The following is a 15,195-nucleotide window of genomic DNA, read 5'->3' as shown; positions in this document are numbered from 1 at the left end:
CTCAGTCCCGGCGGGCAGTCTTCAGCCCGTCCGGCGTTCGAGGACGAGGCCGTCGAGGCCGAAGCGGGGGTCTGTGGGCGGCAGTCCCCAGGGATGATGGGGGTCCCCCCCGCTCGAGCGAAGCCGAGAGTGGGGGAGGGTAGGGGCGGAGGGGGCGAAGAACCCCCTCAGCGCAACGTCAAGGCACACTGGTCCGCGTAAGCAATCCCGCCCGGAGGGCCCCGTGCGTCGCCGTCTCATCCAGTCCACGCTCGCCGTCGTGCTCGTGGTGATCGCCGTCTTCGGCGTATCGCTCGTCATCGTCGAGACCCGCACGATCAGCAACAGCGCCCAGGAGCGCGTGGACTCCGAGGCCCTGCGCCTTGCCAGCATCGTGGACAGCCGCATCCTCGGCGACGAGAACATCACCGCGGAGGTCTTCAAGAACCAGGTCACGGACGAGCGCTACGCCGTGATCAGGATCCCCGGCCGACCGCCCATCGAGATCGGCACCGAGCCCGCCGGCGACGTCATCCACTCCACCGCCAAGGGCGAGGAGGGCGAGACGGTCACGGTCGAGGAGCCGCGCTCGTCGGTGACCCGCGAAGTCGGCCGTACGCTCCTGATCATCGGCGCCGTCGCGCTGCTCGCGATCGTCGCCGCCGTGCTCCTCGCCGTACGCCAGGCCAACCGCCTGGCCTCCCCGCTCACCGACCTCGCGGAAACCGCAGAACGCCTCGGTTCGGGCGACCCGCGCCCCCGCCACAAGCGATACGGCGTCCCCGAGCTGGACCGCGTCGCCGACGTCCTGGACGGCAGCGCGGAGCGCATCGCGCGGATGCTCACCGCCGAGCGCCGGCTCGCCGCCGACGCCTCCCACCAGCTCCGTACGCCCCTCACGGCGCTCTCCATGCGTCTGGAGGAGATCACGCTCACCGACGACCCGGACACGGTGAAGGAGGAGGCGACGATCGCGTTGACGCAGGTCGAGCGCCTCACGGACGTCGTCGAACGCCTGCTCACCAATGCCCGCGATCCGCGGACCGGCTCCGCGGTCTCCTTCGACCTCGACGAGGTCATCAAGCAGCAGTTGGAGGAGTGGCGCCCGGCCTACCGCAGCGCGGGCCGCGCCATCGTCAGCTCGGGCAAGCGGCACCTGCGGGCGGTCGGCACGCCGGGCGCGGTCGCGCAGGTCCTGGCGGCGCTGATCGAGAACTCCCTCATGCACGGCGGCGGCACCGTCGCCCTGCGCACCCGCGTGACCGGCAACCAGGCCGTTGTCGAGGTCACGGACGAGGGCCCCGGCGTCCCCACCGACCTGGGCGCCCGCATCTTCGAGCGCACGATCAGCGGCCGCAACTCCACGGGGATCGGTCTCGCCGTCGCCCGCGACCTCGCGGAGGCCGACGGGGGCCGCCTGGAGATGCTCCAGGCCCAGCCGCCGGTCTTCGGCCTGTTCCTCTCCCGCACCCCACTGAAGAGGCCCCCGGCACCGGAGGAAGACGAGCCCACGGTCAGGTGACTCCACCCGACCCGGTCCGGCGACGAGCCCCAGCCCCGACCTCGGCAGGCAACCCGACGAACCCAGGCTCAGCCCCGGCCTGCCCTCCAGAGCCCACCGCACGACGCTCAAGCCTGGCCCAGCCCAGGCCCGCCCGGCAGAGCCGAACCTCGGGCGCTCAGGGCGAGCCGCAGCCGCCGCCCCGGTGGGTGTGGAGCGGGCGAACCGCTCAGTTCACCTTGGCCCGGGGCCGAGGCTCCGTCCGCGCGTCAAGGAACGATTCCGCACTGGCCACAGCCTCCCGTGCCGGCAGCGCCCGGAACACCCACGTGCGGTACGACCAGAACCGGAACAGCGTCGCGATCCCGATGCCGAGGAACTTGAAGACGTTGCTCTGCAGCGGGGTGTCCCAGCCGAACCCGTACGTCGCCGCGTACAGCACGCCGTTCTCGATGACCAGCCCCACCACGCTGAACAGCAGGAAGAGCGTCAGCTCCTTGGTGCGGCCACCCTTGTCGCGGTCCCGGTAGGTGAAGTAGCGGAACCCGATGTAGTTGAAGACGATCGCGACGACCGTGGCGATGACACTGGCCCGCACGACCTGCAGCCCGGTGACATGGCGTACCAGGTTGAACACGAGCAGGTTGACGAGCAGCCCCGCCCCGCCGACCGCCCCGAACTTGGCGACCTCCCGGAAGAGCTGGTCGAACCGGCGGCGAACCGCGCTGCGAGGCCTCGCACGAGACCCCGAGGAAGCACTGCCCATGGTGTCGCCAGCCCCCGTCGGTGGGATACGTCGGTCGAATACGTCAACCCAGCCATGCTAACCAGCGGCCCTCTCCGACGCCTGTGGACGGGCTCACAGGTAAGAAAACAGGCGGTCACCGGCTCGGAAATTGCGGTGCACAGGCGCGGAAATCGGCCACCTTGGCGCGGCCGATACTCTTGGAGCGTGACGTTCCCGGTAGTCGGCATGGTCGGCGGGGGGCAGCTCGCTCGTATGACACACGAGGCGGGCATCCCGCTCGGCATCAAGTTCAAGCTCCTCAGTGACACCCCTCAGGATTCCGCGGCGCAGGTCGTCAGCGATGTCGTCATCGGCGACTATCGCGACCTCGACACGCTGCGTGACTTCGCGCGGGGCTGCGACGTGATCACCTTCGATCACGAACACGTACCCACCGAGCACCTGCGCGCCCTGGAGGCGGACGGTATCCCCGTCCGCCCTGGGCCCGACGCGCTCGTGCACGCCCAGGACAAGGGCGTGATGCGCGCGAAGCTCGACGCCATCGGCGTGCCGTGCCCACGGCACCGCATCGTGAGCGACGTCGACGACGCCGCCGCGTTCGCGGCGGAAGGCCTCGCCGCAGGCGACGAGGGCGACGGCTTCCCGGTCATCCTGAAGACCGTCCGCGGCGGCTACGACGGCAAGGGCGTGTGGTTCATCCGCTCCGCGGAGGACCCGGCTCTGGCCGAGCCCTTCCGCGCCGGCGTCCCCGTCCTCGCCGAGGAGAAGGTCGACTTCGTACGGGAACTCGCGGCGAACGTCGTCCGCTCCCCGCACGGCCAGGCGGTCGCGTACCCCGTCGTCGAGTCCCAGCAGGTCGACGGCGTCTGCGACACGGTGATCGCCCCGGCGCCCGGCATAGCCGAGGGGCTGGCCCTCCAGGCCGAGGAACTCGCCCTGCGCATCGCCAAGGAACTCGGCGTGGTCGGCCACCTGGCCGTCGAGCTCTTCGAGACGGCGGACGGCCGCATCCTCGTCAACGAACTGGCCATGCGCCCGCACAACTCGGGCCACTGGACCCAGGACGGCGCGATCACCTCCCAGTTCGCCAACCACGTCCGTGCGGTCCTCGACCTCCCCCTCGGCGACCCGCGCCCGCGCGCCAAGTGGACGGTCATGGCGAACGTCCTCGGCGGCGACTACCCGGACATGTACTCCGCGTACCTGCACTGCATGGCCCGTGACCCCCAGCTGAAGATCCACATGTACGGCAAGGACGTGAAGCCCGGCCGCAAGGTCGGTCACGTCAACACCTACGGCGACGACCTTCAAGACGTCCTTGAGCGTGCCCGCCACGCAGCCGGTTACCTGAGAGGCACGATCACCGAATGAGCCCAGTTGTAGGCATCGTCATGGGGTCCGACTCCGACTGGCCCGTCATGGAAGCCGCCGCGCAGGCCCTCGACGAGTTCGAGATCGAGTACGAGGTCGACGTCGTCTCCGCGCACCGCATGCCGCGCGAGATGATCGCGTACGGCGAGCAGGCCGCCGAGCGCGGGCTCAAGGCGATCATCGCCGGCGCGGGCGGCGCCGCCCACCTGCCCGGCATGCTCGCCTCGGTCACCCCGCTGCCCGTCATCGGCGTGCCGGTCCCGCTGAAGTACCTCGACGGCATGGACAGCCTGCTGTCGATCGTGCAGATGCCGGCCGGTGTCCCGGTCGCGACCGTCTCGGTCGCCGGCGCGCGCAACGCGGGCCTGCTGGCGGCCCGCATGCTCGCCGCGCACGACGAGGAACTCCTCGGCCGGATGCGGGAGTTCCAGCAGGAACTGAACGACCAGGCCACCGAGAAGGGCAAGCGGCTGCGCTCCAAGGTCGAGGGCGCGGGCAACGGCTTCGGCTTCGGGAAGTGACGCGCATGTCGTCCCTCGACAAGGCCCGCGCACTCCTGGCCGACTTCCCCGTCGTCGACGGCCACAACGACCTCCCCTGGGCGCTGCGCGAGCAGGTCCGCTACGACCTCGGCGCCCGCGACATCGCCGCCGACCAGAGCGCGCACCTGCACACGGACCTCGCCCGGCTGCGCGCGGGCGGCGTGGGCGCCCAGTACTGGTCGGTGTACGTCCGCTCGGACCTGCCCGGCGCGGTCACGGCGACGCTCGAACAGATCGACTGCGTACGGCAGTTGATCGACCGTCACCCGTCGGACCTGCGCGCCGCGCTGACGGCCGCCGACATGGAGGCGGCACGCGCGGAGGGCCGTATCGCCTCGCTGATGGGCGCGGAGGGCGGCCACTCGATAGACAACTCCCTCGGCGTACTGCGGGGGCTGTACGCGCTGGGCGTCCGCTACATGACCCTCACGCACAACGACAACATCGCGTGGGCGGACTCGGCCACCGACGTCCCCGCCGTGGGCGGTCTGTCGGCCTTCGGCCGTGAGGTCGTACGGGAGATGAACCGCGAGGGCATGCTCGTGGACCTCTCGCACGTGGCCGCGACGACGATGCGCGACGCGCTGGACACCTCCGTCGCGCCGGTGATCTTCTCCCACTCCTCCTCGCGCGCGGTGTGCGACCACCCGCGCAACATCCCGGACGACGTCCTGGAGCGGCTGCCCGCCAACGGGGGAGTGGCGATGGTGACGTTCGTACCGAAGTTCGTTCTCCAGGCGGCGGTCGACTGGACGGCCGCGGCCGACGAGAACATGCGCGCGAACGGCTTCCACCACCTCGACACCACCCCCGAGGCCATGAAGGTCCACCGCGCCTTCGAGGAGTCGAACCCGCGCCCTGTCGCCACGGTGGCGACGGTCGCCGACCACCTCGACCACATGCGTGAGGTGGCCGGCATCGACCATGTCGGCATCGGTGGCGACTACGACGGCACGGCGTTCACCCCGGACGGCCTGGACGACGTCTCCGGCTACCCGAACCTGATCGCCGAGCTGCTGGACCGCGGCTGGTCATCCACCGATGTGGCCAAGCTGACCTGGCAGAACGCCGTACGGGTGCTGGGCGCCGCCGAGGACGTGGCCCGCGACCTCCGGGCGAAGCGGGGCCCGTCGAACGCGACGCTGGAGCAGCTGGACGGCTGAGTGCCCCAGGGCGGTATGCCCGGTGGGTGGGACGTACCCCCAAACGCCCCGCCCACCAGGAAGCCCCGCGGGCTCCGTGCCACGGTGGCGGTATTGCGATCACCGTCCACCCCACGGAGCCCGTCATGGCAGACCTGCAGGACGAACTGCGCGCCACCGCCGAGGTGGGAGAGCTCGACCAGCCCGTTGCCTGGCCCGAGGCGGAGTCCCTGGACATCACGGAGACCCGTCCGGGGACGGACACGGACCCGCTGGAGCGGGCCCATGCCTTCCTCGCCGGTCACCCGGTCGTCGACGGCTACAACGGTCTGCCCTGGGCGCTGCGCCACCTGCCCTGGTACGACCTGGAGATGGGCGAGAGCGCCGTGGACACGGATGTGCCGCGGCTGCGGGAAGGGCATGTGGGCGCGCTGTTCTGGTCGCTGCACCTGCCCGACGGGCTCGCCGGGGAGCGGGCCGTCGGCGCCACCCTGGAGCAGCTGGACCTGGTGAAGACGGTGGTCCACGACCACCCCGAGGGCCTGCGCATGGCGTACAGCGCCGCCGAGATCACCGATGCCCAGCACTGCGGCCGTGTCGCCGTCCTGCTCGGCCCCGCCGGTGCCGACGCGCTCGGTGACTCGCTCGGCATCCTGCGCGCCCTGCACGCGCTCGGCGTGCGCATCCTCACCCTCGCGGGCGTCTCCTGGGCGAGCGAGGCGGGCCTGACCCGGTTCGGCGAAGAGGTGCTGCGCGAGATGAACCGCCTGGGCGTGCTCGCCGACCTCTCCGGCACCTCGAACGCCACGATCAGCCGTGCCTTCGCGGTCTCCAAGGCCCCGGTCCTGTTCATCCGCTCCGCCGCCTGGGCGCTGCGCCCCCATCCGGCCAATCTCCCCGACGACGTCCTCGTCGAACTGGGTGCCGCCAAGGGCCTGTGCCTCGTCCCGCTCACGGCCGAGCAGACCGGCCCCTCCGTACGGGACGTCGCCGACCACCTCGACCACGTCCGCACCCTCGCGGGGGCGGAGTGCGTCGGCCTCTCGGGGACGTACGACTCCGGAGCCGCCCACCCGCAGGACCTGGCCGACGCGTCCTGCTACCCGAACCTGGTCGCCGAGCTGTTCTCCCGCGGCTGGTCCGAGACCGATCTCGCGCTGCTCACCCGGGGCAATGTCCAGCGGGTGCTGCGCAGCGCGGACTTCACGGCCCGCGCCGCCCAACAGCGCCGCGAGCCGTCGACGGCGAAGATCGCCGAGCTGGACGGATAGCCGACCGTCGGGGACGGCCGACCGTTACGGGTGGCCCGATACAGGCGGTCCATTGCGGGTGGTCGATCACGCGTGCTCGATCACGCGTGCTCGATCCGGCAGAGGCAGAACGGATGCCCCGCCGGATCGGCATACACCTGGAAGTCCTTCTTCTCCCGGTCCTCCAGGTCCAGCGGTCGCGCACCCAGCGCCAGCACCTTCTCGTGGGCCGCGTCGACCTCCGCCCAGGTGGACCCGGCGTCGAAGTCGATGTGGAACTGCTGGGAGTTCCGGTCGGCCCGTGGCCACTCCGGCGGGGTGTGGCCGTCCGCCCGCTGGAACGCCAGCCGCGGCCCGTCCGGAATCCGGAGCACGACCCAGTCGTCGTCCTCGGCCCGGGGCGTACCGCCGCCCACCCGGGCGTAGAAGTCGGCGAGCGCGCGCGGGTCGGGGCAGTCGATCACGACGGAACGAAAACGTGCCACAGCCGGCATGAGTCCTCCAGGGTCAGCAGGCGCAGAGACAGAACGGGTGCCCGGCCGGATCCGAGTAGACCCGCCAGCCCCGCGAGCGGTCCTCCGCGTCCAGCGGCTTCGCCCCGAGCGCCAGCACCCCCTTCTCGGCCGTGTCCAGGTCGTCGACGGTCAGGTCCAGATGGAACTGCTGCGAGTCGTCGGGCGCGGGCCACTTCGGCGGTACGTGCTCCGGTGCCGCCTGGAAGGCCAGCGACTGCCCGCCGGGCACCTTCAGGTCCACCCAGTCTCCCTCGCCCTCGACGGTGCCGCCCAGCACCTCGGCGTAGAACCCGGCGAGCGCGCTCGGGTCGGGACAGTCCAGGACGACGACACCCAGTCTGGCGAGAGCCATGACTTCCTCCTAGTGCGGATGTGTTACCGGTAGACCGCTTCAAGCGGTAACGGCGGTTACTGCATGCTCCCGCATTGGAGGTAACGTCGCAAGCATGAGTGAGAGATCGCCCGCGCCCGGGGGGCTGGCCCTCGTGGAGGCCCTGGTGAACACCGTGGACCTGGAGTCGGGCGCCGACACGCTGGACACGGCCGAGGGACGCGCCGCGTTCGGCGTCGCGGAGCGGGACGTGGCCGACGTACGAGAACTGCGCGAATCCCTGCGGGCCGTGTGTCTGGCGCACGCCGGTCATGCCCCGCACCGTGAGGTGACGCCCCTGGGCGAGCTGCTGGCGCGGGCGCCGCTGTACGTGGCGGTCGACGAGCGGGACGGCTCGGCGGCCCTCGCCCCGGCCGACGCGGGCCCGCTGCTCTCCCGTGTCGCGGCGGCCGTGGCGGAGGCGCTCACGGCGGGTACCTGGCTCCGCCTCAAGGCCTGCGAACTGCCCGAGTGTCACTGGGCGTACTACGACCGCAGCCCGGCCGGCCGGGGCCGCTGGTGCTCGATGTCGGTGTGCGGCGCGCGCGCGAAGATGCGGCGGTACCGCGCCAAGGATTCGTAGGGCGGCGGGAGTGGGGCGGTCACCGCTCGACGCACGGCGAAGTGGGGCAGAATGCAAGAGGCGCCGGTCCGGCCGACTGAGCCTCGGCCGGACCGGCGTCGTCCGTACGTGTTCGGCCGACTGAGCCTCGGCCGGACCGATGTCGTCCGTGCGCGTCGCCGCGCCGCGTCACGTGACCAGCAGACGGTTGAAGAACGAACGGTAATGGCGCAGTGCCAGGCGCAGGTCCTCGGTGTCCGCCCGCTCGCCCCGATTCCACTGTCCCTCCAGTTCCTGTTTGTGATCGGCGAAGGTGGCGGCGAGCGTCTGCATCACGTCCGCGACCAGGGCGTCGGCGGTGTGCACGGCGTCGCGCGGGTCGTCGACGAACTTGCTCTGCACCTCCTGCCAGCGCGTGCGGAACCCTTCCTGGTCCTCCTCGGTGAGGAGTTGGGGCATCTCGTCCTCGGCCCGCGCGTCCGAGCCGCGGGCCTCGTCCCGGGTGCCGGAGTCGTCGGCGGCCTCGGCCTCGGGCGCGGGGCCGGCGTCGGCTTCCGTGTCCTCGGCCGGCGGGCCGGCGTCGGCTTCCACGTCCTCGGCCGGGCGGCCGGACTCGGCTTTCTCGCCCTCGCGTTCGGCGGACTCGTCGGCCAAGGTCGTGCCCTCGCCAGGGAAGGTCGGCACTTCGGACCGCGACTTCGCCGTGTCGTCCGTATCGTCCGTCCTCGGGTCGCGAGGCTGGGCGATGTCGTCGGTGGACAGGCCGCTCTCGGTGGCGGTGTCCGGTGTGTCTTGGCGTTGCATCACTTCTCCGTTCCTGCGTTCGCCGAGCCGTTCAGGCCCGGGCGTGGCGGGCTTGGCCTCCATCGGAGAGCAGTTCTTCGAAGAGGGCGCGGTAGTGCACCATGGCGCCCCGCAGTTGCTCCGTGGTCGCCTGGTGCCGAACGCTGAGCTCGTCCACCTCATGGGCGGCCCGGTAGTGCTCCAGCGTGCGGCCGTGCTCGACCGAGAGGTCCTTGAGCTGCTGCTCGAAGCCCTGGGTCGGATAGCCGCGTTCGTCCATCAGGGAGGTCACCAGGCGGTCCGCGTCGTGCACGGCGCCCTCCGGATGGTCCACGAAGTCTTCCTGCACGCTGGTCCAGCCCCGGGCGTACCGATCCCTGACGCTGCTGTCCAGCGGCTTGATGTCCAGCGAGTCGTGCCGCTTCTCGCGGGCCTTGAGCTCGCGTTCGCCGGCCATGCGGCTGTCGGCGTCCTCCACCGTCCGCTCGTACTCCGGACCGAAGCGCTCGCGCAGCTTCCGGCGGCGTACGAACAGCGAAGCCGCCACGGCGGCCAGGGCAATCACCACCACGATGGTGATGATGATCGCCAGAAGTGTCCCTGTCGACATCGGGCGGAACCTCCTTACGGGGGCGCGATATGCCCTTATTGATGCCGAATTCCCCCGACTATTCGACTAAAACGAAAGAACGAAATACGGGGAACGCCCTCACCCCGGTGGCCGTCCGGGCTCGGCCGGCTCGAGTGGGGCGCGCAGCTCGCCGATCACGGACCAGGCGACCGACACCATCGGGACGGCCACGACCGCGCCGATCACGCCGGCCAGGATGCCGCCGGCGATGACGGACACGGCCACCACCACGGGGTGCAGCCGGACCGCCCAACTCAGCACCAGCGGGTGCAGCACGTGGCCTTCGAGCTGGCCGATGACGACGATCAGGGCGAGCACCGCGATCGCGACGACCGGTCCCCGCGAGGCCAGGGCGACGACCGTGGCCACCGCCAGCGCGATGGGCGAGCCCACCAGAGGGATGAAGGCGAGGAAGAACTCCAGCAGCGTCAGCGGCAGGGCCAGCGGCACCCGCAGCGCGAACAGGGCGATCCCGACCAGTACGGCGTTGGTGGCCGCGACGATGATGATGCCCCGCGTGTACCCGGCGAACGTGCGCCATGCCGCCCGTCCCGTGCGCGCCCACGGGTCCCGCGCGCCCTCCGGCAGCAACTCCTGGAACCAGTGCCAGAACTTGTCCCCGGAATGAATGAAGAACAGGGAGCAGAACAGCGCGAGCACCCCGGTGGTGAGCACCTCCACCAGCCGCCCGGCGCCGCTGAGCGCACTGCTGATCAGCAGGGAACGGTGCTCCGCGATGTACGTGGCCAACTTGCCCTGGAGATCCGACACCACCGCATGGCTCACGTGGAAGGGGGAGCCCTCCAGCCACCGTTCGATCCGCCCGATGCCCCCGGAGAACTCCTTTCCCAGCTTGCCCGACTCTCCCGCCACCAGACTTCCGATCAGCGCCAGCAGACCCAGCACCAGCACCAGGCTTCCCACGACGCTCATCGCGACCGCCGCGGCCCTCGGCAGCCACCGCGCCAGCAGATTGGCCAACGGACGCAGCACCGAGGTCACGACCAGCGCGAGGAACAACGCCACCGCGACCAGCTGCAACCGCCCCAGGATCGTGAAGGCCGCGTACACGGCCACCCCGAGCACCAGCAGCCGCCATGCGTACGCCGCGGCCACCCGCAGCCCGTGGCCCACGGTCGCGGCCACGCTGTCGCGGTTCCCGGCGCGCCGCATCGCCGTCCCGGCCGTACGTGCCCGCGCCACCGCCCCCACCCCACGGGCGGGCCGGCTGCCCAGCACGATGAACCGCATCCGTCGCCCGCCGCGACCGGGGCCGGGATCCGCGCCGGGACCCGCGCCGCGACCCGCGCTGGGCCACTCCGGCCGTCGGCGGGATCGACGCGATCCGTCGCTCACCTGTGTGTCACCGCCTCCCGTCGGCGGGATCACGCTGCTACGCGTTCCCGAAAGGGGCACCTTCGAACACAAGGGGCGTCAGGGACAGCGTGGTGCGGTACGAGGAGTCGGGCGAGTCGGGGACCCCTGGCCGTACGCCATCCGGCCCCCTGGAGTCGGCCGATCGGCGACGGGATGCCGATCGGCGACGGGATGGCGGGAGTGCCGGACGGGCACCGGCCGTATGCCGGTGGAGCGGCCGGACCTAAGTGGCAGGGCGGGCGTCTGAGCGGTGAAGCCGGTGCCTACGCGGTGGGTCGCCCCATCGCCCGGTACGTCCACCCGGCCCGGCGCCACACCTCGGGGTCGAGGGCGTTGCGTCCGTCCAGGAGCACCCGGGCCGAGGCCGCCTCGCCGAGCACCGCCGGGTCCAGCTCACGGAACTCGCGCCACTCCGTCAGGTGCAGTACGACGTCGGCGCCGCGCACGGCCTCGACGGCCGAGTCGGCGTACCCGAGCGTCGGGAACAGGCGCCGCGCGTTCGCCATGCCCTTCGGGTCGTAGACGGTGACCTGGCCGCCCTGGAGGTGGATCTGCCCGGCGACGTTCAGCGCGGGCGAGTCCCGTACGTCGTCCGAGTCCGGCTTGAAGGTCGCGCCGAGCACGGCGACCCGCTTGCCGAGGAAGGAACCGCCGCCGAGCGCCTCCCGGGCCAGCTCCACCATCTGGCCGCGCTGGCGCATGTTGATGGAGTCGATCTCCCGCAGGAAGGTGAGCGCCTGATCGGCGCCCAGCTCGCCGGCCCGCGCCATGAAGGCACGGATGTCCTTGGGCAGACAGCCGCCGCCGAAGCCGATCCCGGCCCGCAGGAACTTCTTGCCGATCCGGTCGTCGTGCCCGATGGCCTCCGCCAGCTTGGCGACATCGCCGCCGGCGGCCTCGCAGACCTCGGCCATGGCGTTGATGAAGGAGATCTTGGTGGCGAGGAAGGAGTTCGCGGAGGTCTTCACCAGCTCGGCGGTCGGGAAGTCGGTCACCACGAACGGCGAGCCCTCGGCGACAGGCGTCGTGTACACCTCGCGCAGCAGCTTCTCGGCGCGCTCGCTGCGCACGCCCACGACGATCCGGTCGGGGTGCAGCGTGTCGTTCACGGCGAAACCCTCGCGCAGGAACTCCGGGTTCCAGGCGAGCTCGGCGTCCTCACCGGCGGGCGAGAGCTCGGCGAGCCGGGCGGCCAGCCGCTCCGCGGAGCCGACCGGCACGGTGGACTTGCCGACGACGAGGGCGGGGCCGTGCAGATGCGGCGCGAGCGACTCGAAGGCCGTGTCGACGTACGACATGTCGCAGGCGTACTCGCCGTGCTTCTGCGGCGTATTCACGCAGACGAAGTGGACGTCGCCGAATTCCCCGACCTCGGCCCAGTCCATGGTGAAGCGCAGCCGTCCGGTGGACCCCTCGATGCCGGCCACATGCTTGCGCAGCAGCTCCTCGAGCCCGGGCTCGTACATCGGTACTTCGCCCCGCTGAAGCATCTCGATCTTCTCCGGCACCACATCGAGGCCGAGCACCTCGAAACCGAGCTCGGCCATGGCGGCGGCGTGCGTGGCGCCGAGATAGCCGGTGCCGATCACGGTGATCTTGAGGGCCATGGATGCTCCTGGGGTTTACGGCCGTGGGTGCGGTGCCCGAGCATAGTCGGGGCCTGTCGGGCGCCCTCACCGGGCAGTTCTCGCCGCGTCTTTTCCGTGCTTTTCCCTTTGTCGCCAAGCTCACGTATCACTCGGGTGGGCGTACCCCTAAAATTTGGGTTACTTAACGGTAGTTAGCGCCACCATCACAGCATCCCTTGGAGCGTGAGAGACCTTGGCCGGATCGGCTGATTTCGACCTGTACCGCCCGTCCGAGGAGCACGACATGCTCCGGGACGCGATCCGTTCGCTGGCCGAGGCGAAAATCGCGCCGTACGCCGCAGCGGTGGACGAGGAAGCCCGTTTCCCCCAGGAGGCCCTGGACGCCCTGGTCTCCTCCGACCTGCACGCGGTGCACGTACCGGAGACGTACGGCGGCTCGGGCGCCGACGCGCTGGCCACGGTGATCGTGATCGAGGAGGTGGCGCGGGTCTGCGCGTCCTCCTCCCTGATCCCCGCAGTGAACAAGCTGGGCTCGCTCCCCGTGATCCTCTCGGGCTCCGAGGATCTGAAGAAGAAGTACATGACGCCCCTGGCCAAGGGCGACGGGATGTTCTCGTACTGCCTCTCCGAGCCGGACGCCGGCTCGGATGCGGCGGGCATGAAGACGAAGGCGGTCCGCGACGGAGACTCCTACGTCCTGAACGGCGTGAAGCGCTGGATCACGAACGCGGGCGTGTCCGAGTACTACACGGTCATGGCCGTGACGGACCCGACGAAGCGCTCGAAGGGCATCTCGGCGTTCGTCGTCGAGAAGTCGGACGAGGGTGTCTCCTTCGGCGCCCCGGAGAAGAAGCTCGGCATCAAGGGCAGCCCCACGCGCGAGGTCTACCTGGACAACGTCCGCATCCCCGCGGACCGCATGATCGGCGAGGAGGGCACGGGCTTCGCCACCGCGATGAAGACCCTGGACCACACCCGCATCACGATCGCCGCCCAGGCCCTCGGTATCGCCCAGGGCGCCCTCGACTACGCCAAGGGCTACGTCCAGGAGCGCAAGCAGTTCGGCAAGCCGATCGGCGACTTCCAGGGCATCCAGTTCATGCTCGCCGACATGGCCATGAAGATCGAGGCGGCCCGCCAGCTGACGTACGCGGCGGCGGCGAAGTCCGAGCGCGGCGACGCCGACCTCACCTTCCAGGGCGCGGCGGCCAAGTGCTTCGCCTCGGACGTGGCCATGGAGGTCACGACGGACGCGGTCCAGCTCCTCGGCGGCTACGGCTACACCCGCGACTACCCGGTCGAGCGCATGATGCGCGACGCCAAGATCACCCAGATCTACGAGGGCACGAACCAGGTCCAGCGCATAGTGATGGCCCGCAATCTCCCGTAACTCTCCCCGCGGGCAAGGTACTTGAGGGGCACTCTCCGGGGTGCCCCTCTTGTCCTGCGGTGCGGGTCAGTCCTTCGTCCCCCACACCCACGGGAAGCCGAAACCGTACGCGCGATCCATCAGCTCCTGGACCGAATGCCGTCGCGTGCCGGTGTACCAGCGGACCTCGCGGGCGACGAGTCCGGTTCGGCGCTCCTGTCCTGCCTGATCGGTTCCGGCTGACCGAGCTGTCGTATCTGCTCCGGGCCCCCAAAGCGGCCTGGCAGGCCGTCCCGCAGCCGTCCCCCGCGGAGCGGTACGCGCTGGTGGTCGCCGTCGTCGAACTCTTCCAGTGGCTGCACGCGCTGGGACTGGTCGTCGGGGACGTGTCGCAGGCGAACGTGCTGTGGGCCGTGCGACCGGGGCCGGCTCCGTACCTCCTGGACTGTGACGGGGTACGTCTGGTGGGGCGGCCGCCGGTCCTGGAGCAGGCGGACACCCCGGACTGGCACGATCCGCTGGCAGCGCCGGGCGCCGTCACCGTGGACAGCGATCGCTACAAAGTGGCCCTGGTCGTGGGGCGCGTCCTGAGCCAGGACGCCTACGTGGCCCCCGGCAAGCCCCTGCGACCGCTGCCCGGCGTCCTCGACGACCGACGGGAGATCGCGGTCACGGCGCTGTGGGAACAGGCGGCCGGTCCGCGAGGCGGCAGGCCGCACCTGGGACAGTGGCGTACGGCCTTGGCCGGCCGGGACACGATCAAACTCATCGCCGCCGAACCGGAGCCGAAGCCGGCTGTGGACCGCACGAAGTTCGACGGCCCCCGCAGCCGGGGACGGATCAGCCTCCGCGACTGATCCACGGACCGCGGTGGCCCCCCTTGAGGCAGGCTGACCCCATGACCGACCCCACGACAGCGGACCTGCCGTCCTTCCCGTACCACCCGGACCCCCTGGCCACCGGCTCGGTCGTTCCCTCGGACACCGAGTGTCTGAGCTGCGGACGCCGCCGCGGATACGTCTACGCCGGTCCCGTGTACGCGGTGACGGACATCGGCGACGAACTCTGCCCGTGGTGCATCGCGGACGGCAGTGCCGCCGAGCGCTTCGAGGCCCTCTTCACGGAGGTGGACGGCCAGGTGCCGATGGACGTCGTCCGCGCCGTGGCACAGCGCACCCCCGGCTTCTCCGCCTGGCAGCAGGAGCGCTGGCTGACCCACTGCGGCGACGCCGCGCTGTTCCTCGGCCCCGCCGGCGCCCCCGAACTGGAGCCCTGCCCGGACGCATTGGAGACCCTGCGGCACGACCTCGGGCCCCTCGGCGACACGGAGGCCTTCCTCGCCGCCCTGGATGCCGGGGGCCAGCCGACGGCTTACCTCTTCCGCTGCCGCCACTGCGATCGGCACCTCGCCTACGCGGACTTCACATGACGCAACCCACCGTCTTCGACACCGCCGAGCGAGCCAT

16 protein-coding genes are annotated in these 15,195 nt (G+C 70.9%); 9 read left to right on the top strand and 7 right to left on the bottom strand.

The genetic code is table 11. The features are described 5' to 3' along the window. Positions 1 to 223 precede the first annotated feature (223 nt). Positions 224 to 1,501 carry an ATP-binding protein gene (locus AB5J53_RS20345; protein ID WP_369247081.1) on the top strand — a complete coding sequence of 426 codons (1,278 nt, stop codon included), beginning with the start codon at positions 224 to 226 and terminating at the stop codon, positions 1,499 to 1,501. A gap of 208 nt (positions 1,502 to 1,709) precedes the next feature. On the opposite strand, the gene AB5J53_RS20340 is transcribed toward AB5J53_RS20345, so the two are convergent. Next, the gene (locus AB5J53_RS20340; protein ID WP_369247080.1) at positions 1,710 to 2,246 is read right to left on the bottom strand and encodes a GtrA family protein; all 537 of its coding nucleotides are present in this window, start codon (positions 2,244 to 2,246) and stop codon (positions 1,710 to 1,712) included. A gap of 186 nt (positions 2,247 to 2,432) precedes the next feature. Here AB5J53_RS20340 and AB5J53_RS20335 point away from each other — a divergent pair, with 186 nt between their 5' ends. The 4 genes from AB5J53_RS20335 (at position 2,433) to AB5J53_RS20320 (ending at position 6,554) form a co-directional block, all read left to right on the top strand. Continuing rightward, the gene (locus AB5J53_RS20335) at positions 2,433 to 3,599 is read left to right on the top strand and encodes a 5-(carboxyamino)imidazole ribonucleotide synthase (protein WP_369247079.1); all 1,167 of its coding nucleotides are present in this window, start codon (positions 2,433 to 2,435) and stop codon (positions 3,597 to 3,599) included. Beyond that, positions 3,596 to 4,120 carry a 5-(carboxyamino)imidazole ribonucleotide mutase gene (gene purE, locus AB5J53_RS20330; RefSeq protein ID WP_369247078.1) on the top strand — a complete coding sequence of 175 codons (525 nt, stop codon included), beginning with the start codon at positions 3,596 to 3,598 and terminating at the stop codon, positions 4,118 to 4,120. Before AB5J53_RS20335 ends, purE begins: the two co-directional genes overlap by 4 nt. 5 nt (positions 4,121 to 4,125) lie before the next feature. Continuing rightward, positions 4,126 to 5,304, top strand: coding sequence for a dipeptidase (locus AB5J53_RS20325; RefSeq protein WP_369247077.1), 1,179 nt, complete (start codon positions 4,126 to 4,128; stop codon positions 5,302 to 5,304). Between the two features lie 125 nt (positions 5,305 to 5,429). After that, a complete protein-coding gene (locus tag AB5J53_RS20320; protein ID WP_369247076.1) occupies positions 5,430 to 6,554 on the top strand; it encodes a dipeptidase in 1,125 nt (374 codons plus the stop codon). A gap of 80 nt (positions 6,555 to 6,634) precedes the next feature. On the opposite strand, the gene AB5J53_RS20315 is transcribed toward AB5J53_RS20320, so the two are convergent. Then, complete coding sequence (locus AB5J53_RS20315) at positions 6,635 to 7,027, bottom strand: VOC family protein (protein ID WP_369247075.1); 393 nt, start codon at positions 7,025 to 7,027, stop codon at positions 6,635 to 6,637. Between the two features lie 13 nt (positions 7,028 to 7,040). Next, positions 7,041 to 7,400 (bottom strand): VOC family protein, encoded by a 360-nt coding sequence (locus AB5J53_RS20310; protein ID WP_369247074.1) that lies wholly within the window; start codon positions 7,398 to 7,400, stop codon positions 7,041 to 7,043. Between the two features lie 94 nt (positions 7,401 to 7,494). Between AB5J53_RS20310 and AB5J53_RS20305 the strand changes: the two genes are divergently transcribed. After that, positions 7,495 to 8,001 (top strand): CGNR zinc finger domain-containing protein, encoded by a 507-nt coding sequence (locus AB5J53_RS20305; RefSeq protein ID WP_369247073.1) that lies wholly within the window; start codon positions 7,495 to 7,497, stop codon positions 7,999 to 8,001. A 168-nt stretch (positions 8,002 to 8,169) separates the two neighbouring features. On the opposite strand, the gene AB5J53_RS20300 is transcribed toward AB5J53_RS20305, so the two are convergent. The 4 genes from AB5J53_RS20300 to AB5J53_RS20285 form a co-directional block, all read right to left on the bottom strand. Beyond that, on the bottom strand, positions 8,170 to 8,784 hold the full coding sequence (locus AB5J53_RS20300) for a hypothetical protein (RefSeq protein WP_369247072.1): 615 nt from the start codon (positions 8,782 to 8,784) through the stop codon (positions 8,170 to 8,172). 31 nt (positions 8,785 to 8,815) lie between these two features. Beyond that, positions 8,816 to 9,373, bottom strand: coding sequence for a hypothetical protein (locus AB5J53_RS20295; RefSeq protein ID WP_369247071.1), 558 nt, complete (start codon positions 9,371 to 9,373; stop codon positions 8,816 to 8,818). Positions 9,374 to 9,472: 99 nt separating this feature from the next. Further along, entirely contained in the window at positions 9,473 to 10,597 is a 1,125-nt protein-coding gene (locus tag AB5J53_RS20290; protein ID WP_369247070.1) for an AI-2E family transporter, read from the bottom strand. Between the two features lie 437 nt (positions 10,598 to 11,034). Further along, the gene (locus AB5J53_RS20285; protein WP_369247069.1) at positions 11,035 to 12,378 is read right to left on the bottom strand and encodes a UDP-glucose/GDP-mannose dehydrogenase family protein; all 1,344 of its coding nucleotides are present in this window, start codon (positions 12,376 to 12,378) and stop codon (positions 11,035 to 11,037) included. 214 nt (positions 12,379 to 12,592) lie between these two features. On the opposite strand from AB5J53_RS20285, the gene AB5J53_RS20280 reads away from it, so the two are divergent. From AB5J53_RS20280 to AB5J53_RS20270, 3 genes are all read left to right on the top strand, one after another. Beyond that, positions 12,593 to 13,750 (top strand): acyl-CoA dehydrogenase, encoded by a 1,158-nt coding sequence (locus tag AB5J53_RS20280; RefSeq protein WP_369247068.1) that lies wholly within the window; start codon positions 12,593 to 12,595, stop codon positions 13,748 to 13,750. A 305-nt stretch (positions 13,751 to 14,055) separates the two neighbouring features. Continuing rightward, positions 14,056 to 14,586 (top strand): hypothetical protein, encoded by a 531-nt coding sequence (locus AB5J53_RS20275; RefSeq protein WP_369247067.1) that lies wholly within the window; start codon positions 14,056 to 14,058, stop codon positions 14,584 to 14,586. Between the two features lie 41 nt (positions 14,587 to 14,627). Then, the gene (locus AB5J53_RS20270; protein ID WP_369247066.1) at positions 14,628 to 15,158 is read left to right on the top strand and encodes a CbrC family protein; all 531 of its coding nucleotides are present in this window, start codon (positions 14,628 to 14,630) and stop codon (positions 15,156 to 15,158) included. The last annotated feature ends 37 nt before the right edge of the window (positions 15,159 to 15,195 follow it).

Origin of the sequence: Streptomyces sp. R41, from assembly GCF_041053055.1 — a bacterium.
Lineage (GTDB): Bacteria > Actinomycetota > Actinomycetes > Streptomycetales > Streptomycetaceae > Streptomyces.
This window is presented reverse-complemented; position numbering and strand designations above follow the sequence as displayed.

Bases quoted from the DNA above. Each gene is read 5' to 3' on its own strand.
- AB5J53_RS20340 (WP_369247080.1), bottom strand. From the start codon at position 2,246: ATGGGCAGTGCTTCCTCGGGGTCTCGTGCGAGGCCTCGCAGCGCGGTT.
- purE (WP_369247078.1), top strand. From the start codon at position 3,596: ATGAGCCCAGTTGTAGGCATCGTCATGGGGTCCGACTCCGACTGGCCC.
- AB5J53_RS20325 (WP_369247077.1), top strand. From the start codon at position 4,126: ATGTCGTCCCTCGACAAGGCCCGCGCACTCCTGGCCGACTTCCCCGTC.
- AB5J53_RS20320 (WP_369247076.1), top strand. From the start codon at position 5,430: ATGGCAGACCTGCAGGACGAACTGCGCGCCACCGCCGAGGTGGGAGAG.
- AB5J53_RS20315 (WP_369247075.1), bottom strand. From the start codon at position 7,027: ATGCCGGCTGTGGCACGTTTTCGTTCCGTCGTGATCGACTGCCCCGAC.
- AB5J53_RS20310 (WP_369247074.1), bottom strand. From the start codon at position 7,400: ATGGCTCTCGCCAGACTGGGTGTCGTCGTCCTGGACTGTCCCGACCCG.
- AB5J53_RS20305 (WP_369247073.1), top strand. From the start codon at position 7,495: ATGAGTGAGAGATCGCCCGCGCCCGGGGGGCTGGCCCTCGTGGAGGCC.
- AB5J53_RS20300 (WP_369247072.1), bottom strand. From the start codon at position 8,784: ATGCAACGCCAAGACACACCGGACACCGCCACCGAGAGCGGCCTGTCC.
- AB5J53_RS20295 (WP_369247071.1), bottom strand. From the start codon at position 9,373: ATGTCGACAGGGACACTTCTGGCGATCATCATCACCATCGTGGTGGTG.
- AB5J53_RS20285 (WP_369247069.1), bottom strand. From the start codon at position 12,378: ATGGCCCTCAAGATCACCGTGATCGGCACCGGCTATCTCGGCGCCACG.
- AB5J53_RS20270 (WP_369247066.1), top strand. From the start codon at position 14,628: ATGACCGACCCCACGACAGCGGACCTGCCGTCCTTCCCGTACCACCCG.